25 protein-coding genes and 1 riboswitch are annotated in these 21,141 nt (G+C 68.1%); of the genes, 15 read left to right on the top strand and 10 right to left on the bottom strand.

What is annotated here, in order from left to right; translation table 11 throughout:
• The first annotated feature begins 5 nt into the window (after nucleotides 1-5).
• Complete coding sequence (locus BBK82_RS01780; RefSeq protein ID WP_065913410.1) at nucleotides 6-2,837, top strand: vitamin B12-dependent ribonucleotide reductase; 2,832 nt, start codon at nucleotides 6-8, stop codon at nucleotides 2,835-2,837.
• A gap of 15 nt (nucleotides 2,838-2,852) precedes the next feature.
• Here the strand turns inward: BBK82_RS01780 and BBK82_RS01775 are convergent, their stop codons facing one another.
• Complete coding sequence (locus BBK82_RS01775; protein WP_065913409.1) at nucleotides 2,853-3,365, bottom strand: HNH endonuclease; 513 nt, start codon at nucleotides 3,363-3,365, stop codon at nucleotides 2,853-2,855.
• Nucleotides 3,366-3,501: 136 nt separating this feature from the next.
• Here BBK82_RS01775 and BBK82_RS01770 point away from each other — a divergent pair, with 136 nt between their 5' ends.
• Both BBK82_RS01770 and BBK82_RS01765 read left to right on the top strand, forming a co-directional pair.
• The gene (locus tag BBK82_RS01770) at nucleotides 3,502-4,053 is read left to right on the top strand and encodes a hypothetical protein (protein ID WP_065913408.1); all 552 of its coding nucleotides are present in this window, start codon (nucleotides 3,502-3,504) and stop codon (nucleotides 4,051-4,053) included.
• Nucleotides 4,054-4,064: 11 nt separating this feature from the next.
• Complete coding sequence (locus BBK82_RS01765; protein ID WP_065913407.1) at nucleotides 4,065-4,946, top strand: ADP-ribosylglycohydrolase family protein; 882 nt, start codon at nucleotides 4,065-4,067, stop codon at nucleotides 4,944-4,946.
• Here BBK82_RS01765 and BBK82_RS01760 read toward each other — a convergent pair whose 3' ends face one another.
• Nucleotides 4,947-5,405, bottom strand: a complete 459-nt coding sequence (locus tag BBK82_RS01760; RefSeq protein WP_065913406.1) for a CGNR zinc finger domain-containing protein — start codon at nucleotides 5,403-5,405, stop codon at nucleotides 4,947-4,949.
• Nucleotides 5,406-5,450: 45 nt separating this feature from the next.
• Here BBK82_RS01760 and BBK82_RS01755 point away from each other — a divergent pair, with 45 nt between their 5' ends.
• The 4 genes from BBK82_RS01755 (at nucleotide 5,451) to BBK82_RS01745 (ending at nucleotide 8,089) form a co-directional block, all read left to right on the top strand.
• Nucleotides 5,451-6,290 carry an alpha/beta fold hydrolase gene (locus BBK82_RS01755; protein WP_065913405.1) on the top strand — a complete coding sequence of 280 codons (840 nt, stop codon included), beginning with the start codon at nucleotides 5,451-5,453 and terminating at the stop codon, nucleotides 6,288-6,290.
• 75 nt (nucleotides 6,291-6,365) lie between these two features.
• Nucleotides 6,366-6,485 carry a PEP-utilizing enzyme gene (locus BBK82_RS56565; protein ID WP_418287499.1) on the top strand — a complete coding sequence of 40 codons (120 nt, stop codon included), beginning with the start codon at nucleotides 6,366-6,368 and terminating at the stop codon, nucleotides 6,483-6,485.
• A riboswitch (ZMP/ZTP riboswitch) is annotated at nucleotides 6,472-6,557 on the top strand. Its footprint overlaps the gene before it by 14 nt.
• A 19-nt stretch (nucleotides 6,558-6,576) precedes the next feature.
• The gene (locus BBK82_RS01750) at nucleotides 6,577-7,413 is read left to right on the top strand and encodes a bifunctional 5,10-methylenetetrahydrofolate dehydrogenase/5,10-methenyltetrahydrofolate cyclohydrolase (protein WP_065913404.1); all 837 of its coding nucleotides are present in this window, start codon (nucleotides 6,577-6,579) and stop codon (nucleotides 7,411-7,413) included.
• Nucleotides 7,414-7,423: 10 nt separating this feature from the next.
• Nucleotides 7,424-8,089, top strand: coding sequence for an EcsC family protein (locus tag BBK82_RS01745; protein ID WP_065913403.1), 666 nt, complete (start codon nucleotides 7,424-7,426; stop codon nucleotides 8,087-8,089).
• 12 nt (nucleotides 8,090-8,101) lie between these two features.
• Here BBK82_RS01745 and BBK82_RS01740 read toward each other — a convergent pair whose 3' ends face one another.
• Nucleotides 8,102-8,860 carry a bestrophin-like domain gene (locus BBK82_RS01740; RefSeq protein ID WP_065913402.1) on the bottom strand — a complete coding sequence of 253 codons (759 nt, stop codon included), beginning with the start codon at nucleotides 8,858-8,860 and terminating at the stop codon, nucleotides 8,102-8,104.
• A 315-nt stretch (nucleotides 8,861-9,175) separates the two neighbouring features.
• Here BBK82_RS01740 and BBK82_RS01735 point away from each other — a divergent pair, with 315 nt between their 5' ends.
• From BBK82_RS01735 to BBK82_RS01725, 4 genes are all read left to right on the top strand, one after another.
• A complete protein-coding gene (locus BBK82_RS01735) occupies nucleotides 9,176-10,132 on the top strand; it encodes a DUF6923 family protein (protein WP_154696988.1) in 957 nt (318 codons plus the stop codon).
• 179 nt (nucleotides 10,133-10,311) lie between these two features.
• Nucleotides 10,312-10,473, top strand: a complete 162-nt coding sequence (locus BBK82_RS49610; protein ID WP_154696987.1) for a hypothetical protein — start codon at nucleotides 10,312-10,314, stop codon at nucleotides 10,471-10,473.
• 143 nt (nucleotides 10,474-10,616) lie between these two features.
• Nucleotides 10,617-11,045: a CBS domain-containing protein gene (locus BBK82_RS01730; RefSeq protein WP_065913401.1), complete on the top strand. Its 429-nt coding sequence runs from the start codon at nucleotides 10,617-10,619 to the stop codon at nucleotides 11,043-11,045.
• 21 nt (nucleotides 11,046-11,066) lie between these two features.
• The gene (locus BBK82_RS01725) at nucleotides 11,067-11,996 is read left to right on the top strand and encodes an MBL fold metallo-hydrolase (protein WP_065913400.1); all 930 of its coding nucleotides are present in this window, start codon (nucleotides 11,067-11,069) and stop codon (nucleotides 11,994-11,996) included.
• Between the two features lie 139 nt (nucleotides 11,997-12,135).
• Here BBK82_RS01725 and BBK82_RS01720 read toward each other — a convergent pair whose 3' ends face one another.
• Entirely contained in the window at nucleotides 12,136-12,684 is a 549-nt protein-coding gene (locus tag BBK82_RS01720) for an SRPBCC domain-containing protein (protein WP_065913399.1), read from the bottom strand.
• Nucleotides 12,677-13,024, bottom strand: a complete 348-nt coding sequence (locus BBK82_RS01715; protein ID WP_065913398.1) for an ArsR/SmtB family transcription factor — start codon at nucleotides 13,022-13,024, stop codon at nucleotides 12,677-12,679. The genes BBK82_RS01720 and BBK82_RS01715 overlap by 8 nt, the downstream gene beginning before the upstream one ends.
• 62 nt (nucleotides 13,025-13,086) lie before the next feature.
• On the opposite strand from BBK82_RS01715, the gene BBK82_RS01710 reads away from it, so the two are divergent.
• The 3 genes from BBK82_RS01710 to BBK82_RS01700 are packed head-to-tail and all read left to right on the top strand — an operon-like array spanning nucleotide 13,087 to nucleotide 15,199.
• Nucleotides 13,087-13,515, top strand: coding sequence for a hypothetical protein (locus BBK82_RS01710; RefSeq protein ID WP_065913397.1), 429 nt, complete (start codon nucleotides 13,087-13,089; stop codon nucleotides 13,513-13,515).
• 54 nt (nucleotides 13,516-13,569) lie between these two features.
• Entirely contained in the window at nucleotides 13,570-14,538 is a 969-nt protein-coding gene (locus BBK82_RS01705; RefSeq protein WP_237048000.1) for a DUF3500 domain-containing protein, read from the top strand.
• Nucleotides 14,516-15,199: an endonuclease V gene (locus BBK82_RS01700; RefSeq protein WP_237047999.1), complete on the top strand. Its 684-nt coding sequence runs from the start codon at nucleotides 14,516-14,518 to the stop codon at nucleotides 15,197-15,199. Before BBK82_RS01705 ends, BBK82_RS01700 begins: the two co-directional genes overlap by 23 nt.
• On the opposite strand, the gene lspA is transcribed toward BBK82_RS01700, so the two are convergent.
• From lspA to BBK82_RS01685, 3 genes are all read right to left on the bottom strand, one after another.
• Nucleotides 15,165-15,650 carry a signal peptidase II gene (gene lspA, locus BBK82_RS01695; RefSeq protein WP_065913396.1) on the bottom strand — a complete coding sequence of 162 codons (486 nt, stop codon included), beginning with the start codon at nucleotides 15,648-15,650 and terminating at the stop codon, nucleotides 15,165-15,167. The genes BBK82_RS01700 and lspA overlap by 35 nt on opposite strands.
• 105 nt (nucleotides 15,651-15,755) lie before the next feature.
• Nucleotides 15,756-16,241: a YybH family protein gene (locus BBK82_RS01690; RefSeq protein WP_065913395.1), complete on the bottom strand. Its 486-nt coding sequence runs from the start codon at nucleotides 16,239-16,241 to the stop codon at nucleotides 15,756-15,758.
• Between the two features lie 52 nt (nucleotides 16,242-16,293).
• Nucleotides 16,294-17,586 carry a 6-phospho-beta-glucosidase gene (locus BBK82_RS01685; protein WP_065913394.1) on the bottom strand — a complete coding sequence of 431 codons (1,293 nt, stop codon included), beginning with the start codon at nucleotides 17,584-17,586 and terminating at the stop codon, nucleotides 16,294-16,296.
• Between the two features lie 310 nt (nucleotides 17,587-17,896).
• Here BBK82_RS01685 and BBK82_RS01680 point away from each other — a divergent pair, with 310 nt between their 5' ends.
• A complete protein-coding gene (locus BBK82_RS01680) occupies nucleotides 17,897-19,807 on the top strand; it encodes a helicase (protein WP_335618038.1) in 1,911 nt (636 codons plus the stop codon).
• Here BBK82_RS01680 and cutA read toward each other — a convergent pair.
• Together cutA and add are read right to left on the bottom strand one after the other, a co-directional pair.
• Nucleotides 19,790-20,104 (bottom strand): divalent-cation tolerance protein CutA, encoded by a 315-nt coding sequence (cutA, locus tag BBK82_RS01675; protein ID WP_065913392.1) that lies wholly within the window; start codon nucleotides 20,102-20,104, stop codon nucleotides 19,790-19,792. The two genes, BBK82_RS01680 and cutA, sit on opposite strands and share 18 nt — an antisense overlap.
• Nucleotides 20,101-21,102 (bottom strand): adenosine deaminase, encoded by a 1,002-nt coding sequence (add, locus tag BBK82_RS01670; RefSeq protein ID WP_065913391.1) that lies wholly within the window; start codon nucleotides 21,100-21,102, stop codon nucleotides 20,101-20,103. Before add ends, cutA begins: the two co-directional genes overlap by 4 nt.
• Nucleotides 21,103-21,141 lie beyond the last annotated feature (39 nt).

The raw sequence follows: 21,141 nt of genomic DNA, 5'->3' as shown, positions 1-21,141 counted from the left end.
CCACCGTGACCGAGACCGTCGGCGGCTCAGCCAAGAAGACAGCCGCACGGGCGGCTGCCAAGCCTGCTGCCGCGCTGAAGGTCCAGCGCGTCTACACCACCGAGGGCCGCCACCCCTACGACGAGGTCACCTGGGAGCGCCGCGACGTCGTCATGACGAACTGGCGCGACGGCTCGGTGAACTTCGAGCAGCGCGGTGTCGAGTTCCCCGAGTCGTGGTCGGTGAACGCCACCAACATCGTCACCAGCAAGTACTTCCGCGGTGCCGTCGGCAGCGAGAAGCGCGAGCAGTCGCTGCGCCAGCTGATCGACCGCGTGGTGAAGACCTACGTGGGCGCCGGCAAGGAGCACGGCTACTTCGCGGGCGAGCAGGACGCGGAGATCTTCGAGCACGAGCTCACCTACATGCTGTTGCACCAGGTGTTCAGCTTCAACTCGCCGGTGTGGTTCAACGTCGGCACGTCGTCGCCGCAGCAGGTCAGCGCCTGCTTCATCCTCGCGGTCGACGACACCATGGAGTCGATCCTGAACTGGTACCGCGAGGAGGGCCTGATCTTCAAGGGCGGCTCCGGTGCCGGCCTGAACCTCTCGCGCATCCGCTCCTCGAAGGAGCTGCTGTCCTCCGGCGGCACCGCGTCGGGCCCGGTGTCGTTCATGCGCGGCGCCGACGCGTCCGCGGGCACCATCAAGTCCGGTGGCGCCACCCGCCGTGCCGCGAAGATGGTCGTCCTCGACGTCGACCACCCCGACGTCGTCGAGTTCATCGAGACCAAGGCGCGCGAAGAGGACAAGATCCGCGCCCTGCGCGACGCCGGGTTCGACATGGACCTGGGCGGCGCGGACATCGTGTCGGTGCAGTACCAGAACGCGAACAACTCGATCCGCGTGTCGGACGAGTTCATGCACGCCTACGAGAGCGGCGGCGACTTCGGCCTGCGCGCCCGCCAGACCGGCGAGGTCATCGATCGCATCGACGCCAAGGAGCTGTTCGGCAAGCTCGCCAAGGCCGCGTGGGAGTGCGCCGACCCCGGCATCCAGTACGACGACACGATCAACGACTGGCACACCTGCCCCGAGTCGGGCCGCATCACCGCGTCCAACCCGTGCTCGGAGTACATGCACCTGGACAACTCCAGCTGCAACCTCGCCTCGCTGAACCTGATGAAGTTCCTCGGCGCCGACGGCAAGTTCGACGCCGTCACGTTCGCCAAGGCCGTCGAGCTGATCATCACCGCGATGGACATCTCGATCTGCTTCGCGGACTTCCCGACCGAGCCGATCGCCGACACCACCCGCAAGTTCCGCCAGCTGGGCATCGGCTACGCGAACCTGGGCGCGCTCCTGATGGCGACCGGCCACGCGTACGACTCCGAGGGCGGCCGCTCGCTCGCCGCGACCATCACCTCGTTGATGACCGGTGTGTCCTACCGCCGTTCCGCGGAGCTCGCGGGCATCGTCGGCGCGTACGACGGCTACGCGCGCAACGCCACCGCGCACCAGCGCGTCATGCGCAAGCACGCGGCTGCGAACGACCTGATCCGCACCTACCACGCGAACGACTCGTCGGTGCACAAGGTCGCGACCGAGGCGTGGCAGCAGGCCCTGGCGATCGGCGCGAAGAACGGCTGGCGCAACGCCCAGGCGTCCGTGCTGGCCCCCACCGGCACCATCGGCCTGATGATGGACTGCGACACCACCGGCATCGAGCCCGACCTGGCCCTGGTCAAGTTCAAGAAGCTCGTCGGCGGCGGCTCGATGCAGATCGTCAACCAGACGGTCCCGCGCGCGCTGAAGTCCCTGGGCTACCAGGAGGAGCAGATCGAGGCGATCGTCGAGTTCATCGGCGAGCACGGCCACGTCATCGACGCGCCGGGCCTGCGCCGCGAGCACTACGAGGTCTTCGACTGCGCGATGGGCGAGCGTTCGATCGCGCCCATGGGCCACGTGCGGATGATGGCGGCCACGCAGCCGTTCCTGTCCGGCGCGATCTCCAAGACGGTCAACATGCCGGAGACGGCGACCGTCGAGGAGGTCGAGGAGATCTACTACCAGGGCTGGAAGCTCGGCCTGAAGGCGCTCGCGATCTACCGCGACAACTGCAAGGTCGGCCAGCCGCTGTCGGCGGGCAAGTCCGCGAAGGCCACCGAGGAGAAGAAGTCCTCGGAGACCGTCGTCGAGTACCGCCCGGTCCGCAAGCGCCTGCCGAAGAAGCGCCCGTCGCAGACCGTGTCGTTCACGGTCGGCGGTGCCGAGGGCTACCTGACCGCCGGCTCCTACCCGGACAACGGTCTCGGCGAGGTGTTCGTCAAGCTCGGCAAGCAGGGCTCGACGCTGGCCGGCGTGATGGACGCGTTCTCGATGTCCATCTCGGTGGGTCTGCAGTACGGCATCCCGCTGGAGTTCTACGTCTCGAAGTTCCAGAACCTGCGCTTCGAGCCGGCGGGCATGACCGACGACCCGGACGTGCGCATCGCGACCTCCGTGCTGGACTACCTGTTCCGCCGGTTGGCGCTCGACTACCTGCCGTACGACAAGCGCGCGCAGCTCGGCATCTTCACGGCCGACGAGCGTTCGGCTCAGGTCGCGGGCGAGTACGGCGCGCCGTCGTCCGATGTGGACCTGGAGGGCCTGCGCGGGTCCGTCGAGGCGGCGCCGGCCCAGGTCGACGCGCCCGCTTCGGAGGCGCCGAAGCAGGTCGGCAGCTCGACCGAGCTGCTGGAGCTGCACCTGGGCAAGGCGGCTGACGCGCCGTTGTGCATGACGTGTGGCACGAAGATGCGTCCGGCCGGTTCTTGCTACCTGTGCGAGGGCTGCGGCAGCACCTCCGGCTGCAGCTGATGAGTGGGCGGACCGTCACGGCAGCTCGATGCCGTGGCGGTCCGCCAGCTTCTTCTCGATCTCCGCGATCACACACGCGATCGTCGACGGGTTGAGCTTCGCCTCCCCGAACTGCACGACGGTCTTCGCGAACTCATCGGCCGCCAGCTCACGGCATTCCGCGTTCAACGTCCCGTGGTCGACCGCGGCCTCTTTGAAGCACTCCAACGGCTTGCGGCCGAAGATGACCTCGAACTCCGCCCACCCGCGGATGGTCCAGTACGTGTCGTGCGTGGACACCGACGTCGCACGCAGCCAACGCCACAGATAGCGCGGATCGGCGTGTGTAGGGGCTTCTCGGCGACAACGACCGCACAGCAGCACGAGGTTCGACACCACATCGGTGCCGCCCAGCGACTCCGGCACGATGTGGCAGGTCTGCAGCGGGGCGCGGTATCCGCAGCGCCAGCACCGTTCGTGCGCCTCGCTCCAGTCGACCGCCACCTGCTCCAGCGGTGCCCAGTGCTCGACCACGTGCTTGGCGTCCATGTGCCCTCCCGGTCCGTTGCCCCTCCTTGTCGGCGGCGGAGCCATTTGCGTTTCGCATGTGGGCGGTCTGATAGAACAACGCCAAAGGGGCGGCCATCTCCCGGCCGTCCCTTTCCGTGTTGTCGCAGGGGGATGGATGCGTTCGTTCGACGACTTGCGCGACTACTTGTTCGACCAGCTCAACGCCGCTATCCGGCGGCCGGGCATGCACGGCGGTGAGCCGGTGATCCTGACGCTGTTCGACGCGTTGGCGTTCGCCGACAGCCGGACGGAGCGGTGGCAGGCCGAGCTCGAGGCCCTGGTGTCGCGCGGTGCGGCGAACGCGGCGATGGTCACCGGTGCGGTGCACGAGGTGCTCGGGTACCGCAGCGAGGACGTCATGGCCTCGGTGTACGCCGATCTCGCGCACCGGCACGGCTGGCTGACGCTGGACACCGACAGCCGGATTCCCGGTGTTCTCGGGGAGGGCGACTGCGTGCTGAACGAGGTGATCGAGGAGTTCGGGGCCCCACCGCTGTGGTTCGGCGGCACGAACCCGGCCTACCCGAAGACGCTCGGCTACCCGGACCGTTCCGGTGCGTTGGTGTTCTTCCACTTCATGCCGGAGCTGCGGCTGATGGCGACGCGACGGGGTGATGGCGACTTCCGCGACAGCTTCCTGTTCACACCGGCCGGCCGATCTCGATAAAATGGCAGGTGATGCGCATCGTTCTGCATTCTCGTGCGCGCCTGGACCTCGCATACGACTCGCTCGACGGCCTGTCCGTCGGCGACGCGCTGGGCGCACAGTTCTTCATGGTCGGCCGCTCGCTGTCCGACCTCGTGGCCGGTGAGCCGCCACGAGGGCCCTGGGAGTGGACCGACGACACCGAAATGGCCTGCAACCTCGTCACCGAGCTCCGCGACCACGGCGAGGTCGACCAGGACCGGCTCGCGGCGTTGTTCGCCGACCGCTGCGAGCCCTACCGCGGCTACGGCGTCGGGGCGTTCACCATTCTGCGCAAGATCCGCCAGGGCACGCCGTGGAAACAGGCGGCCGGCAGCGCGTTCAACGGACAGGGCTCGTGCGGCAACGGCGCCGCCATGCGGATCGCTCCGCTCGGCGCCTACTTCGCCGACGACCCGAAAACCGTGACCGCACAGGCGATCCGGGCCAGCGAGGTCACCCACCAGCACCCGGAGGGCGTTCTCGGCGGGCTGGCGGTGGCCCACGCGTCGGCCATCGCGGCGAAGGCACGGCTGACCGGCACACCACCGCAGGACCTCCTCGGCGGCGTGCTCGACCACCTGGAGAAGTCCTTCGTGCGCAAGGGGATCGAGCGGGCGCGCAAGATCGACGACGCCGAGGAGGCAGCGTACGTCCTCGGCAACGGCTCCCGCGTCACCGCCCAGGACACCGTGCCGTTCACGCTCTGGGTCGCCGCGCACCACCTCGACGACTACCGCGCGGCCATCACGACGTGCGTGCGGGCCGGGGGAGACATCGACACCACCTCGGCGATCGTCGGCGGCATCGTGACCAGGCCACCGCAGGCGTGGGTCGCCGCTCGGGAACCACTGCCGGACTGGGCAGCCCGTTAGCTAGTCCTTGTGCCGCTGGTAGTACCGCGCCACCCGCACCCGGTTCCCGCACGTCGCGGGATCACACCACCGGCGTCGCGGGTGCGCGGGCACGAACAGCAGCACGCACCCCGGCCCCTCACACGTCTTGACCTTCCGCACCGCCGGTGACGCCAGCAGGTCCGCCGCCGCACCCGCCAGCACCGCGAGCGCCCGCGCGGACTCGTCCCCGGCGCGTTCCCGCGAAACCACGACGCCACCGGACCACGAGAGCACCTCGTACGCCGGAGCACCGCGCAACGCCGCGTTCAACGGCACGAGATCCGGTTCCGCGCCATCCCGCGCCGTCAGCACCGCCTCACGCACCTGCGCCCGCAGTTCCACGACCGCCTCCGACCAGGGCAGACCCTGTTCGGCAAGCCACTGCGGGAGCCGATCCTCCTCGGACGTCAGCGTGTTGACGAAATCGATCGCAAGCACGACCTAACTGTACATCACGGCAATGACCCGTTAGATTAATGTGTCATGACGACAAAGACCCATGTGACCAAGCACCGCTTCCTCGACGTGGACGGCATCAACGTCTTCTACCGGGAGGCCGGCGACCCGAACGCGCCGAAGCTCCTGCTGCTGCACGGCTTCCCGTCCGCGTCGCACCAGTACGCGCGACTGATCGAGGAGCTCAAGGACGACTTCCACATCGTCGCTCCCGACCACCCCGGCTCCGGTCACACCGAGGTGCCCGGCGAGCGCCACTACACGTTCGACTTCCTGGCCGACACGGTCGAGAAGTTCCTGGAGAAGCTCAACTTCACCGGTTTCACCATGTACGTCTTCGACTTCGGCGCCCCGGTCGGCTTCCGCGTCGCGACCCGGCACCCCGAGTGGGTCGAGGGATTGGTGGTGCAGAACGGCAACGCCTACGAGGACGGCCTCTCCGAGCTCGCCAAGGCGTTCGTCGGCAACCGCGACCCGGAGTACGCGCGCAGTCTGCTCGCCTTGGAGTACACGAAGTTCGGCTACGTCGAGGGCGCGCGCGACCCGGAGTCGATCTCGCCGCACACCTGGACGCTCGACCAGCACTACCTCGACCTGCGCCCGCAGCCCCAGGTCGACCTCTTCCTCGACTACCACAACAACGTCGCGCAGTACCCGAAGTGGCAGACCTACCTGCGCGAACACCGGCCGCCGACGCTGATCACGTGGGGCAAGGGCGACCCGTTCTTCCTCGAGCCCGGCGCCAGGGCCTACCTGCGCGACGTGCCCGACGCGCAGCTGCACCTGCTCGACACCGGCCACTTCGCGCTGGAGGAGGACCTGACCGAGATCGCCGGGCTGATCAGGGAGTTCGCCGCGAGGAGGTGACTCATCCATTACCGTCGTGGGCGGCAAGGCGGCGAACCTGGGCGAGCTCATCCGTGCGGGCCGTTGTTCCTGACCGTGGGCGGGCTCCTGATGGAGATGGGCGGCGCGAACTCGCACGGCGCTCTGGTGGACCGCGAGTACGGTATCCCCGACGGCAGCACCGGAGCGGTGACTACACTCGGCCGAGGGTCGTGACTGGCGCACATCAAGGTGGGACACCACCGGGGAGCGGCCTCCGACGACCTGCCGCGCGCCTGGGCGAATCCGACTCACGCGGAGGCAGCCCATGTTGATGTCAGGTACCGAGCTCGCGCGGGCGATCGTGCAGCGAGCCGCCGAGAAGGCCGCCGACTACACCCGGCGCACGGGCGCCAAGCCCTGTCTGGCCACGGTGATCGTCGGTGAGGACCCGGCCTCGGTCACCTACGTGCGGATGAAGCAGAACCGGTGCCACAAGGCGGGAATCGAGTCCCGCCACGTGGCGCTGCCGGAGCGGACGACGACCGAGGAGCTCGTCGCGCAGATCCGCGAGCTGTCCGACGACCCGGCCGTGCACGGGATCCTGTTGCAGCACCCCGTTCCGCACCACATCGACGAGCGGGCAGCGTTCGAGGCGATCGCGCCGCACAAGGACGTCGACGGCGTGACGATGCATTCGTTCGCCGGGATGTCGTTCGGGCACAACGACTTCCTGTCGTGCACGCCCGGCGGGATCATGCGCTTGCTGGACGCCCACGACGTGGAGATCGCGGGCAAGCACGCCGTCGTGATCGGCCGCAGCCCCATCCTCGGCAAGCCCGCCGCGATGCTGCTGCTGGCTCGCGACGCCACCGTCACCATCTGCCACTCGAAGACCGTCGGGCTCGCGGACGTCGTGCGCACCGCCGACATCGTGGTCGCCGCGGTCGGCAAGCCGAGGTTCGTGCAGGGTGACTGGATCAAGCCCGGGGCGGTCGTCGTCGACGCCGGGTACAACGAGGGCAACGTCGGTGACGTCGACTTCGACGCCGCCGTGGACCACGCCGGCCTCATCACGCCCGTGCCCGGTGGAGTGGGGCCGACGACCATCGCGGTTCTGCTGGAACAGACCGTTGACGCGTCACTGCGGCAGCTGGACGCGTAATCTCGGGGATGTGGCCGACTCCAAGGGTGAGCTGAGCAAGACCCAGCAGGGCATCGCCGACTACCTGCTGCGTGCCGGTGTGGACGGGTTCGGCCCGTTCAAGAGCGCTCGGGAAGCCGCGTCCGACGCACTGGCGAAGAAGGGTGACGAGGCCGCCGCGGTCAAGCACCTCATCCGCACGCACGTGGCGCTGGCCGGCGCGCAGGGGTTCGTCATGAACCTCGGCGGGCTGATCACGCTGCCGATCTCGCTGCCGTCCAACGTCGCGGCCGCGTACGTGATCCAGACGCACCTGATCGCGTCGATCGCGGCGCTGCGCGGCCACGACGTGGACAGCGAGGAGGTGCAGACGGCGATCCTGCTGTGCCTGCTCGGTAACGCCGGAACCGAGCTGTTCAAAAAGGTCGGCATCAAGCAGTTCACGAAGAAAGCCGCGTCGGCACTCATCACAAAATACGGTACGAAAAAGCTCGGCACGGTCGTCGCGAAGGGCGTTCCGTTGTTGGGCGGCGTCATCGGCGGTGGCGTCGACGCCGCTTCTACCAGAGCTGTCGGCGCATTCGCAAACCGCTACTTCACCCAATCGGATGTCGAACACCCGCTGCCGTCGGTGATCGACGGCGAGGTCGTGTCCGTGGAGATCGAAGAAGCGGGCGGAACGGCCGAGTCGCGTTAGTCGTCGCCCGGCTCAGCTCAGCCGGTCGAGTGCCGAGCTGAACGCGTCCGGCGGGATGTGCACACCGCCGCTGAACGGGTTCTGCAACTGATATATCGCGAACAGCAGCAGCACCAGCGTCGAACTCAGCGTCACCGTGATGAGCAGCTGTGACACCAGGTTCGGACCGCCGAACAGGTACGGGAACAGCAGCGACAGACCGGTGCCGATGAGCAGCGCGAGCCACACGACGGGGTTGACGCCTCCGCCGGAGGCGTCGATCCGCTCCTGCCGGGCCTGGTAGACCTCCCACAGCTGGTTCGCGGCCTCTGCCTTGCGGTCCTCCTGCCAGTCGCCGTTCGGACTCGCGGTCGCGATGGTGTCCCGCAGTTGGTTGAGGGTGTTCCACCCCTTGTTGTCGACGTCCTCGCCCTCGCGCATCTTCGGCCACTCGTCGTCGACGACCGTCTGCACGTAGTCGCGGATGAGCTGGTCGACCCTGGACTTCGCGGGCTCCGGCAGCGAGTCGGCCGACCAGTTGACGGCGACGAGCGCGTTCGCCTCCTTCTGCACCTGCTCCTCGGCGCCGTTGGCCGCGTCGAACAGCGAGATGAGGATGAAGGCGACGAGCACGGCGTGCAGCCCGGCGACGATGCTGAACACCGAGCCGCCGGCGCCGAGGTTCTTCTCGCTCACCTCGTCCGAGCCAAACCGGCGGGTGATGACGACGATGACGGACGAGACTGCGGCAGCGCCGAGAACCCAGAGCAGGCCGGACACGTAAATACTCAATTCGGCTCCTTTCTGGTGTGGGATTAGACCACGGTCTACTGTGACCGGTACAGCACGGTCTGAGTAACGAGCAATGGTCAGGTGGGAATGCGCGGCAACAGCAGAAATACCCGGTTGTCGTATCAAGGTGCTCCATTCCGGTGGCGGCGGAATGTGCTCGCCCTGAGCGGTGTCTCGTCGCTGCTGCTGCTTTCCGCGCCTCTCACCAGCGCCGTAGCCCAAGCCGCACCGGCGGGCTGCGACGCGTTCCAGGTCCGAGCTGTTCACCGCGGTGATTTCTCGACACTGACCCGGCTCGACATTTCATCCGGTGGGGTGAACGTCGTAGCTCAGCTGGGCTACTCCGTGAACGCGCTGGGGTACTCACCGACGCTGGGCCGTCTGGTCGGGCTGACATCGAAGGGGCACCGCCACTGGGTGCACCCCGCGCACGTCGTGCTGATCGACACCAGGGGAGTGGTCAACGACCTCGGACCTGTTGTGGCGCCGTGGTTCCGCACCGACGACGTGTCCGGCGGCACGGTCGTCGGCACCACGTTCTACGTGCGCGACCACGCCCGGTTGCACGCGATCGACATCAACCCGGCGAGCGCTTCCTACCTCAAGATCGTGCGGTCGGTGACGCTGGACTGGCCCGCGCTCGCGCTGGACGACTTCACGGCCGGTGCCGGCGGGAAGCTCGTCGGGGTGTCGGCGGCGGGGCACGGGCCCGGCGAGGTCGTGACGTTCGACCCGGTGTCGGGCCGGGTGGTGAGCCGGACCGAGGTGCCGGGGCTGCCGGGCAAGTCCACCTACGGCGCGGTGGTGATCGACGCGGCGGGCGGCGTCTACGCGTTCAACAACAGGTACAAAGACCGCAGCCGGGTCTACCGGGTCGTGGACGGGGCCGCGGTCGAGCTGTCGGCGGGCCAGGCGTTCGGGCTGATCGACGGCGCCGGGTGCCTGCCCGCGCCGATGCCACCGCGCGTGGAACCGCCCGCGCCGAGGCCGGAGGTACCGCCTCCCGCACCTGTTCCCGTTGCGCCGCCTCGGGTTTCGCCGCCGGCGCCTGCTCCGGTCGTGCCGGTCGCACCACCCGCCGCGGTGCCGCCGACGGCCGCGCCGCCGCAGCCGGTTCCGGTGCGGGTGGCCAAACGGGAGCCGCGTCCGCGCCACGACCTGTCGCTCGAGACGGAGACCACGCCGCTGACCAAGTCCCGCAAGTGGGCGATCGTCACGATCGTCCTCGTGATGCTGGGGGCGGGTGCGGCCGCGGCACGGGCGCGCGGATAAATCGGTTGGCGAGGCCGGGCGGCGTCGCTATCGTTGCGGACATGCTCATCATCTGAGAAGCCCCGCAGCGCTTCCGACGCTGCCGCGTGTGCTCTTGGTGACCCTTCCTCACGGGTCCTTCTCCACGGCTGTCGTTCCGCCGTGTCTTTGCACGCCCTCGTTACTGAGGAGGCTTTCGCATGCCTGCTGACACCCCGCCCTCGAACCGTGCCGCCCGCCGCGCCCACAAGCGCGGTCAGAAGCACCTGGACCAGAACAACCCGCAGTTCCCGCTGCCGCAGCAGCGGGTCCCGGTGGTCCCACCGCGCCAGTTCGCCGCTCGTCGCCGCGGATCCGTGTAGCCGACGCCCGAACCTGGTGCGGAACCCGCAGGGGGACGCGCGTTGCTCGCGTCCCTCTGCTCCCTTCGTGGGACGATCTCCCGTTCTGTCCAGATCCGATCTAGCCTGAGGTGCTACCGGACCGACAGGATCGGAGGCGCCTGATGAGGATCGCTGACGTGTTGCGGACCAAGGGCTCGGCGGTCGCGACCATCGACCCGGACGTACCGGTGTCCGAACTGCTCAGATCACTCGCGGAGCACAACGTCGGCGCGATCGTGGTCGTCGGCCCGTCCGGCGTCGCGGGAATCGTGTCCGAACGTGACGTCGTCCGCCGGCTGCACGAGTCCGGCGCCGACCTGCTCACCGCACCCGTCTCGTCGATCATGACCGCCGAGGTGTTCACCTGCACGCCGTCGGACACAGTGGACAGTCTGACCGTCGTGATGACCGAACGGCGCTTCCGCCACGTCCCCGTGCTGGCCGACGGGCAACTGGTCGGCATCGTGTCGATCGGTGACGTCGTGAAGAGCCGGATCGGGCAGCTGGAGCAGAGCCACGACCAGCTCCAGGCCTACATCGCCCAGGGCTGACCGGTCACTACCCTCTGCCGGGTGAAACCAACTCTGGGCAAGCCCGAACTGGTCGAGGTGGCACCGGCGGTCCACGCCTACATCCAGCCCGACGGGTCCTGGATGATCAACAACACCGGCGTCGTCGCCGGCCCCGACGGCACGCTGCTGCTCGTCGACACCACGTCCACCGAGGCCCGCAACCGCGCGTTGCTCGCCTCGGTGGCGACGGTCTCCGACGCCGAACCCAGCTACGTGGTCAACACCCACCACCACGGCGACCACACGTTCGGCAACTGGCTCCTGCCCCCGTCGACGACGATCATCGGCCACGACGCTTGCCGCGAAGAGGTCGTGGCAGCCGGCCTGATCGCCTCCCAGGTGCTGACCGGCCCGGACTACGGCCACCTCGAAGTGCGCCCGCCGTCGCTCACCTACACCACGTCCCTGACCCTGCACCTCGGCACGCGCGCCGTCGAGCTGCACCACCCCGGCCCCGCACACACCCGCGGCGACACCGTCGTGTGGCTGCCGGCCGAACGCGTGCTCTTCACCGGCGACCTCGTCTTCGCGGGCGGCCAGCCGTTCCTCGCCGAGGGCAGCATCACCGGCTACCTCTCCGCACTCGAGTTCCTCCGCGCCTTCGACGCCGACGTCCTCGTCCCCGGCCACGGCCCACTGCTGCGCGGCGCCGAGATCACCCGCGTGCTCGACGACCTCGTCGCCTACACGACCTACCTGTCCTCGCTCGCGACGTCCGGGCACGCCGCGGGCAAGACCCCGATGGAGGTCGTCCGCGAGGCAGGCCCGTCCCGCTTCTCGTCGTGGCAGGAGTCCGAACGCCTCGTCGGCAACCTCCACCGCGCCTACCACGAGCTCGACGGCAAGCCGCTGTCCGAACGCCTCGAGCTCCCGCGGGTCTGGATGGACATGATGGAGCTGCACGGCGGCCCCATCGCCTGCCACGCCTAGCTCGGTCGACCGATATATCAGTTCGACCCCGCCTCACCTGCTGTTTAGCAATGAGTCTTTGGACGACGACGTCAAAAGACTCATTGCCAAAGCAGCTTTCACGTTCTTGGACGAGCTCGGGTGCGTGGCCGGCTGCAGGTCAGGCTGACCGGTCGATGCCGGGCGGCTCGGGGACGTTCTCGGACTTGGTGCCCGCCGGCATCGCCCACATGAAGGCGCGCATCATCACGTACTGGAGCTTCAGGCCGGTACCGACGTCGCCGGACTCGACGACCTGCTTGAGCGCGGCGAGGATGCCGTTCCAGGTCGTGTCGACCTTGTCCAGTCGCTGGACGCCCTCGGGCCAACCGGAGTTCCGCAACGTGACGCGCGTGCCCCCGGCGACCTCCTCCAGCTCCCACGACACGACCGTCCACGGGTCGTCGCGCATGGTGAGCCGTTGCGTGTGGGAGAGCAGCCGCGGCGGGTCGACCTCGATCACCCGGCCGACCACGAACACCCGCTTGCCGTCCGTCGAGCGGTAGTACAACGGCGCACCCGGCTCAAGAGCGGAGTCGAGCACGGCGTCCATCATGGCGCGCTGCTTGCCGTCGAGCTTCGTGATCTCCGCCCACACCTGCTCGATGGGCGCGGCGATCACGATGCTGTGCAGGAGCTCGGTCCCGGCGTTCGTCTCAGGCTCAGCCAACGTCCTCATCCTCCTGTCCAGCGCTCTCGACCGCGTGCTTCAGGCCGACCAGCGCCGCTGCCCAGTTCTCCTCGTACTGCGCGACCCACCGCTGGTGAATCTGCTGGATGGGCACGGGATTCAGATGGTTGACCCGCTTCCGGCCCCGCGGCTCCACGAGGACCAGATCGGCCTCGCGCAGCACACCGAGGTGCTGCATGACGACGTGCCGGCTCGCCTCCAGCGCCTCCACCAGCTCACCCGTGGTGCACGGGCCGCTGCGCAGGACGTCGAGGATCGCGCGCCGCAGCGGGTTCGCCAGGGCGCGCCAGACGGCGTCGTCATCATGTGGCAACTTCATTACGTAACGTTCTTAGCACCTGTTCGTGTCACAAGTCGAGACCGTGTCTCGTCTGTACCGGCATGAGCACTCTTCGCGCAGGCCTTGCATTCCTCGCCGTCATACAGGCCGTCCTCGGCGTCTGGCCCCTGACGGCGCCGCAGAGCTTCTACGACAACTTCCCGCTGCCGACGAACCCGTGGGTGGCGTACTACCCGCCGTTTAACGAGCACCTGCTCCGCGACTTCGGTGCGCTCAACCTCGCGCTGTGCGTGGTGCTGGTGTTCGCGGTCGTGAAGCTCGAACGTTCGCTGACCCAGGCGGCACTGGTCGCCTACCTGGTGTTCGCCGTCCCGCACATGACGTTCCACCTGTTCCACCTCGGACACATGCCGGTGGTCGACCAGATCGGCAACGTCGTCACGCTCGCCGCCGTCGTGCTGATCCCGCTCGCGCTGCTGCCGCTGACCCGCCGGATCACGCCGAAGATCGACTCATCGGCCGGCCGATGACGTGACCACGCCGAGCTACCTGCTGCTTGTCCACGTCAGGGCCGATAAGTTCGAATGATGCTGCACGACGTCGCTGACGCCACGCGCCAATATATTAGTTTGCTCGCCGGTGACCAGCGCGAACACGCAATCCGCGAGGTCACGGACGACGATCTGAGGCACCGCTGGGCCTACACGCCCGGCGAACGCCCAGGCCTGGTGCTGGGCGAGCTGCGGCGTGATCAGCGCAAGGCCGTGCACGGCATGCTCGCCACCGTGCTCAGCCCCCACGCCTACGCGCAGGCCGCGGCCGTGATGGCACTGGAGGACGTGCTCGACCACCGCGAGGGCGGAAGCCGGGATCGGCACAGCGGCGACTACTGGACGGTGCTCTTCGGCACACCCGGCGGCGACGAGCCGTGGGGCTGGCGGGTCGAAGGGCACCACCTGTCCGTGAACGTCGTCGTCGCCGACGGCCGCGTCTCGGCAACGCCGTTCTTCCTCGGCGCGAACCCGTCCCGCGTCACCTACCGCGGCCGCGTCGTCAGCCAGCCGCTGCGCCTCGAAGAGGAGCTGGTCCGCGAACTGCTCGACCGCATGGGCCCGACCGCGCGCCGCCTCGCCGTCGTGTCGGACACCGCGCCGCACGACATCCGCACCGGCAACGCCCCGCGCATCGCCCCTTCCGACCCGGTCGGCGTGACTCCTGCCCAGCTCGGCAAACCGGCGGGCGAGCTGCTCGTCGACATCGTCCGCCTCTACCTCGACCGGCTCGCGTTCGAGCTCGCCGACGACGAGTTCGCCGCCCTCGACCCCGACCGGCTGCACTTCTCCTGGGAGGGCTCACTGCGCCGCGGCGAAGGCCATTACTACCGCGTCCAGGGCCCCGAGCTGCTCATCGAGTACGACAACACGGCCAACGAGGCCAACCATGTCCACACCGTGTGGCGACGTCATTCAGGTGACTTCGGCGCCGACCTCCTCGCCGCTCACTACGACACGTCACGGCACACTGTCGCTCGTGGAGTGGCCCAGAACGGTTGACGACGCCATCGCGTTGCAAGAGCGCCTGCGCACCCAGGTGATCACCACCAGCGCCCCTGACCTGCACATCGACACCGTCGCCGGCCTCGACGTCGGCTACCGCGACACCGGCCTTTGCAACGACTCGGTTGTCGGCGTCTGCGTGGTGTTCGATGCAAAGACGCTGGCAGTGCTCGACGAGGTGGTCGTCGAGGGCACCACGGACTTCCCGTACATCGCCGGGCTCTTCGCGTTCCGGGAGATGCCGGTCCTGCTGCAAGCCCTCGACCGGGCGACCGTCACACCGGACCTCCTGGTCGCGGACGGTCAAGGCATCGCGCACCCGCGCCGGTTCGGCCTCGCCTGCCACCTCGGCGTGCACACGGGCATCCCGAGCATCGGCGTCGCCAAGAACCCGATGGGCAGGTTCGACCCACCAGGCACCAAACGCGGCTCGACGAGCGACGTCGTCATGGACGGTGCCGATGGCGACGAGGTCGTCGGCCGCGCCTTGCGAACCCAGGACGGCGTCAAGCCGGTGTTCGTGTCGGTCGGCCACAAGATCGACCTGGACCGCGCGTGCACGGAGGTGCTGCGCCTGGCCCCGCGCTACCGGCTGCCCGAGACGACCCGCCGAGCCGACACGCTCACTCGGCAGTCTGCTTCTCCGGCTGGAAGCTGAGCAGCACGAGCAGGATCGCCCCGCACACCAGCGCGATGTCCGCGACGTTGCCGACGAACCAGCCGTTGTAGTCGATGAAGTCGACGACGTGCCCGCGCGCGAAACCCGGCGGCCGGAACAGCCGGTCGAGCAGGTGCGTCACCGCGCCGCCCAGCATCAACGCGAGCGCGATCGCCCGCAGCCTCGTCTGCGGCTGCAGGCCGTACCGCGTCAGGAACACGACGGCGACGGCGGCGACGATGGTGAAGACCCACGTCGACCCCGCACCGATCGAGAACGCGGCACCGGGGTTGTAGAGGAGCCTGAACTGCAGGAACTCCCCGAGCACTGGGATGGGCGCGCGACCGGTCAGCGCGCTCTCGGCCCAGAACTTCGTGGCCTGGTCCAGCAGCAGCACGAGCACGGCGATGCCCATCACGAGCGGCACGCGGCGAGAAGTGGTGGTGTCCATTTGTCGACGAGCGTAGTTAAGACGCCAACCGCATGTGGCCAGGTGGGGGTGGTCAGGGCGTGAACACGGCAACTTCTCCACCATCGCCGGCTCATCCGCCCGCCATCAAGCAGTGGCCGCGCCCAGCGTCCCGAAGGCTTCGACATCGTCCACGTCGACCGCCGCGAGGAACTCCTCCTCCAACGTCGCCGCCCGCTCGTCGGTGTCGTAGTCGACACAGATGCGCCACCGCTCACCCGACCGCCGCGCATACGTGTGGAAGCGCCCGTAGAACACCCGCTCGTCACCGCTGGCCCGCATCGACGCGATCTTGAAGATGCCGCGCTCGCTCGCGAGCTCCGCGGAGGCGAACCGTTCGACGAAGCGGAACGAGATGTCGACTGAGCTGCCGCGGTCGGCGAGCTCGGCGAACCACTTCTCGATCTGGTCGGAGTACTCGTCGAACCCGAACGCCTGCTTCGCCGGCCCGCCCGCGCGGATCAGCTCCGGCGAGTGGAGGTCCAGGAACGCCGCCGCGTCCAGCTTCAGATAAGCAAGCCGGAACGGATGCCAGACATCGTTGTTCAGCTGCCGCAAGAGGTCCGTGTCCACGCTTTCAGAAGCTAGCGCGCACACGACCCGGCATCACCTACTTGTTCCGTCGTCACGAACGGAACACCTCGGCGAGGAACGGATGAGCGTCAACGATCTTGCGGGCCACGTTCACCGAGGCGACCAGCGGATGCAGCGCCAACGCCTTCACCGCATGCGCGCGCTCGCCACTGATCGCAGCCCGGATCGTCGCCCGCTCGACAACCTTGAGCGCCGTGACGAGCCCGACGCCTTCGTCCGGCACCTGGCTGACCGCGACAGGCCGCGCGCCGTTGGCGTCAACAAGGCTCGGCACCTCGACGATGGCGTCGGCGTCCAGGCATGACAGCGTCGTCCTGTTCGGCACGTTGAGGATCAACGTCGCCCGCTTGTCCGACGCGATCGCGTGCATCAACGCCAACGCGATCTGCTCATAACCACCGCCGTCGAGATCGTCGTTGTCCCGCTCCTCGTCACGCGTTTCCGCCATGTAGGTCTGCTCGCGTTCCAGCCGAGTCCGGTCCCAACTCTCATACGACGGCGCTGCATAAAACTGCTTTTGCTGCTCCAGCAGAAACGCCCCGCGCGACGCGCCTGCCTCGACCGCCTCACGGTTGAAGTAGTAATAGTGCAAGTACTCGTTCGGAATCGCGCCCAGCGTCCGCAGCCACTCCGCCCCGAACAGCTTGCCTTCCTCGAACGATTCCAGCCGTCCTGCATCCGAGAGCAAATCCGGCAGCAAATCGCGCCCCTGCACGTGAATGCCCCGCAACCAGCCGAGGTGGTTGAGCCCGGCGTAGTCGAGCCACGCGTCTTCGAGTTCAACGCCCACCGCACGCGCGACCCGGCGCCCAAGGCCGACAGGGGAGTCGCAGATGCCGATGACCCGGTTGCCGAGATGCGCCGACATCGCCTCGGTGACCATCCCGGCCGGATTGGTGAAGTTGATGACCCACGCATCCGGCGCGTGCACTGATATACGGCGCGCGATGTCTATCGCGACAGGCACCGTACGCAGCCCGTACGCGACGCCGCCGGCACCGACGGTCTCCTGCCCGAGCACCCCGCACCCTGCGGCGACGCGCTCGTCTGCTGCTCGCCCGGCGAGCCCACCGACCCGGATCGCCGAGAACACGAAGTCAGCGCCACGCAACGCCTCGTCGAGGTCCGTCGAGGTCGTCACCGAGGGCGCATCCGATATATCAGCGGCGAGCTCGGCGAGAACGCCACCGATCGCCGCGAGCCGGGAGGCGTCGAGGTCGTGCAGCACGACCTCGGTGACGCGACCGGGCGACCGGTCTGCCAGCAACGCCCGATATACCAGCGGCACGCGGAACCCGCCGCCGCCCAGGATGACCAGCTTCATTCCCCGACCACGTCCACTCCGGCCTCCTGCGCTACGAGCTCTTCGGTTCCGGCGCCGAGCTCAACCAGAGCCGAGCAGCAATCGGAGGTTTCCGCAATGGGTGTCGCGCGCGCCAGAACTGTGCTAGAAAGAATGGCTTTGGATTTCCGGAATGAATTATCCGGGAAGACAGGATTATTGTATCACAGGGGGCAAGGTGTTGGTGAGCGAACAGGCGCGGATCACCTCTCTGTATGAAAAGCTCGACCAAGAACGGAACAAAGCAACCGCTGACCTTGCGGCAGCGCTGCGGGACACCCTCACCCAGAGGATGGACCGCGAAGCCGCCGTCGAAGTGCTCACGAGGCAGATCGGCAAGTACCGCGCGGCGGAGGAAGGACTGTGCTTCGGCCGGATCGACTCGGAGAACGGCGAACGCACCTACATCGGACGAGTCGGCTTGTTCGACGACGAGTTCGAACCACTGCTGCTCGACTGGCGCGCGCCGGCGGCACGGCCGTTCTACACCGCGACCGCTGCCAACCCGGAGGGCCTGGTGCTGCGCCGCCACTTCCGCGTCCGCGACCGGGAACTGCGCGACTTCCACGACGACGAGCTGCTGACCGACACGACCGCACTGCTCGACGCCCTCAACGCGCCGCGGACCACGACGATGCGCGACATCGTCTCGACCATCCAGGCCGAACAGGACGAGATCATCCGCTACTCCGGTCCCGGCGTGCTGGTGATCGAGGGCGGCCCCGGCACCGGCAAGACCGCGGTGGCTCTGCACCGCGTCGCGTACCTGCTGTACACGCGCCGCGAGCGCCTGTCCCGCCACGGCGTGCTGATCGTCGGCCCGAACACCGGCTTCCTGCAGTACGTGAGCGACGTGCTGCCGTCGCTGGGCGAGACCGACGTCGTCTTCGCAACGCCGGGCGAGCTCTACCCCGGCGTGGTCACCGACGTCGAGGACACCCCACCGCTGCAACGGCTGAAAGGCGATGTATCGGTCTTGGACCTGCTGGCCGTCGCCGTCGCCGACCGGCAGGAGCTCCCCGGCGAACCCATCGACATCGAGCTCGAGGACGTCGTCGTCCCGCTCGACGACCACGTCACCGCAGTCGCGCGTGAGAAGACGCGGTACTACGAACTGCCGCACAACGCGGCCCGCAAGTACTTCTTCCTCGCGCTCGCCGAGGAGCTCGTCGCACCGGCGATGAAGCTGATCGGCGTCGACTGGCCGGAGATCGAGGAAGACGTGCGGCACGAGCTGCGCCACAGCACGGCATTGCGCGACGCCGTCGACAAGCTGTGGCCCCAGCTCACCCCCGAACGGCTGCTCGCCGATCTGTACGCGGGCCGTTGCTTCCGCATCGGAGCACCCGAGCTGTACCGCGAGGACGCCGCAGCCTGGACGGTGTCCGACATCCCGCTGCTCGACGAGCTCGCCGACCTGCTCGGCTCCGACGGCTCGGCCGAACGCGCGGCGCAGCGAGAAGAGGAGGAAAGGCTCGCCTACGCCCGCGGCGTCATGGACGTGCTCTCGATCGACGAACGCGCGGACGACGACGAGTACATCGTCACGGACTTCGTCAACGCCGAGACGCTCGCGTTCCGGCAGGAGGTGCGCGACAACCGCCCGCTCGCCGAACGTGCTGCCGAGGACCGCACGTGGACCTACGGCCACGTCGTCGTCGACGAAGCACAGGAACTGTCCGCGATGGACTGGCGAGTGCTGCTGCGCCGGTGTCCCAACAGGTCCATGACCGTCGTCGGCGACCTGGCCCAGCGCCAGGCCGCAGGCGGTGTGCGCAGTTGGGGTTCGGTGTTCGACCGCTTCACCTACCGCAGGCTGGAGGTCAACTACCGCACACCCGGCGAGATCATGGCCGTCGCCACACCGGTGCTGAAGCTCGTTGACGCCGACGCCGCCGCACCGGTGTCCGTGCGCAGGACAGGCATCAAGCCGTGGGCTCGCCGCGTGACCGATATATCGGCGGCAGTCCGCGACGAGCTGGCCGCGCACGTCGACACCCTGCCCGGCCGCACGATCGCCGTCATCGGCGACGGCTGGATGCCGCCGAGGGTGTCCAAGGGCCTGGAGTTCGACGCCGTCATCGTCGTCGAGCCCCACCGGATGACGCCGAGCGAGCTCTACGTGGCTCTGACGAGGGCGACGCAACGGCTCGGCATCCTGCACACCGAGCCCTTGCCACGTCACCTACGAGGTCTCCTCTGAAACCCAGTCCAAGTAAGCCTCGTTGCCTCCCACCACAGGGGTGACGACCACCTCGGGCACGTCATAGCTGTGATGTGCCTTGATGTGTGCGACCAGCTCGTCGACGCGAGTGGCAGACGTCTTCACGACGCACTGCCACTCGTCGTCGACGCGCACCTCGCCGTCCCACCGGTAGACACTGCGAATGGGCACGATCTGCACACACGCGCCCAACCGTGCCTCAACGATCCCTCTTGCCAACGACTCCGCACCATCGGCGGAGTCCACAGTCGTCGTCACCACGCTCGCAACGTTCATACGGCGTCGATCTCCTTCAACAGCTGCTCTTTCAACGCGACCGGCGCGAACGAGGCCCGCACACCGGCTCGGGCCAGCTCGGCGAGCTCGTCGCGCCCGAACCCGAACCGCTCATGACACACCAGGTACTCACGATCGAGATCGGTGTGGAACATCCCGGGGTCGTCGGTGCTGACGGTCACCGGCACCCCGGCCTCCACCAGCCGCGGCAACGGGTGCTCGTCCAGCGACGCAACCGCGCCGGTGCGGATGTTCGACGTCGGGCACACCTCCAGCGCGACACCCTCGTCGGCGATGTATCGCAGCAGCTCCGGATCCTGCGCCGCGCTGACACCGTGCCCGATCCGCTCCGCGCGCAGTTCCCGCAACGCCGCCCAGATCTCGCTCGGCGGCATCGTCTCGCCGGCGTGAGGCACCAGGTGCAACCCGGCGTCTCGAGCCATCGCGAACGCTTCACGGAAGTTGGCCCGCGGCGAGTCCGACTCGAACCCTCCCAGCCCGAACCCGACCAGCCCCTCCGGCCGGTACTCGGTCGCGAACCGCGCACTCGTCATGCCCCAGTCACGATCCCAGATGCCGGGCACGTCGAAGACCCACTGCAGCGTCACACCGTGCAACGCCAACGCTTCCGCCCGCCCCACCGCCAGAGCCTCGACGAGCTCGTCAGGCGCGATACCCGCCCGCAGGTGGCTCGTCGCACTCACCGTGAGCTCGGCATACCGGATGTTGATCCGAGCTGCGTCACGTGCGTACCCGACGACCAGCGTGCGGATGTCCTCGCCGGTCGTGACGAGGTCGTTGACGACGCCGTACACGTTGATGAAGTGCCGGAAGTCCGTGAACTCGTAGAACTTCCGCAGCTCGGCCTCATCGGTCGGGACCGGTCCACCGGGGTGGTTGCGGGCGAGCGCGAGGACGGTGTCGACGGAAGCCGCGCCCACGAGGTGGACGTGCAGCTCGGCCTTCGGCAGCGCGTGGACGAAGTCGGAAATGTGCACGTCCCATGCTCTCAGGTCAAGAGCCGTTCGACGGGTGAC

The organism is Lentzea guizhouensis, assembly GCF_001701025.1.
GTDB lineage: Bacteria > Actinomycetota > Actinomycetes > Mycobacteriales > Pseudonocardiaceae > Lentzea > Lentzea guizhouensis.
The sequence above is the reverse complement of the archived record's forward strand: the minus strand, read 5'-3'. Positions and strand labels throughout refer to the sequence as shown.

Excerpts from the sequence above, each read along its gene's own strand:
- BBK82_RS01775 (WP_065913409.1), bottom strand. The coding sequence starts at position 3,365 with ATGGACGCCAAGCACGTGGTCGAGCACTGGGCACCGCTGGAGCAGGTG.
- BBK82_RS01680 (WP_335618038.1), top strand. The coding sequence starts at position 17,897 with ATGGACCGCGAAGCCGCCGTCGAAGTGCTCACGAGGCAGATCGGCAAG.
- BBK82_RS01755 (WP_065913405.1), top strand. The coding sequence starts at position 5,451 with ATGACGACAAAGACCCATGTGACCAAGCACCGCTTCCTCGACGTGGAC.
- BBK82_RS49610 (WP_154696987.1), top strand. The coding sequence starts at position 10,312 with ATGCCTGCTGACACCCCGCCCTCGAACCGTGCCGCCCGCCGCGCCCAC.
- BBK82_RS01705 (WP_237048000.1), top strand. The coding sequence starts at position 13,570 with ATGATGCTGCACGACGTCGCTGACGCCACGCGCCAATATATTAGTTTG.
- cutA (WP_065913392.1), bottom strand. The coding sequence starts at position 20,104 with ATGAACGTTGCGAGCGTGGTGACGACGACTGTGGACTCCGCCGATGGT.
- BBK82_RS01770 (WP_065913408.1), top strand. The coding sequence starts at position 3,502 with ATGCGTTCGTTCGACGACTTGCGCGACTACTTGTTCGACCAGCTCAAC.
- BBK82_RS01765 (WP_065913407.1), top strand. The coding sequence starts at position 4,065 with ATGCGCATCGTTCTGCATTCTCGTGCGCGCCTGGACCTCGCATACGAC.
- lspA (WP_065913396.1), bottom strand. The coding sequence starts at position 15,650 with ATGGACACCACCACTTCTCGCCGCGTGCCGCTCGTGATGGGCATCGCC.
- BBK82_RS01730 (WP_065913401.1), top strand. The coding sequence starts at position 10,617 with ATGAGGATCGCTGACGTGTTGCGGACCAAGGGCTCGGCGGTCGCGACC.
- BBK82_RS01710 (WP_065913397.1), top strand. The coding sequence starts at position 13,087 with ATGAGCACTCTTCGCGCAGGCCTTGCATTCCTCGCCGTCATACAGGCC.
- BBK82_RS01685 (WP_065913394.1), bottom strand. The coding sequence starts at position 17,586 with ATGAAGCTGGTCATCCTGGGCGGCGGCGGGTTCCGCGTGCCGCTGGTA.
- BBK82_RS01750 (WP_065913404.1), top strand. The coding sequence starts at position 6,577 with ATGTTGATGTCAGGTACCGAGCTCGCGCGGGCGATCGTGCAGCGAGCC.
- BBK82_RS01715 (WP_065913398.1), bottom strand. The coding sequence starts at position 13,024 with ATGAAGTTGCCACATGATGACGACGCCGTCTGGCGCGCCCTGGCGAAC.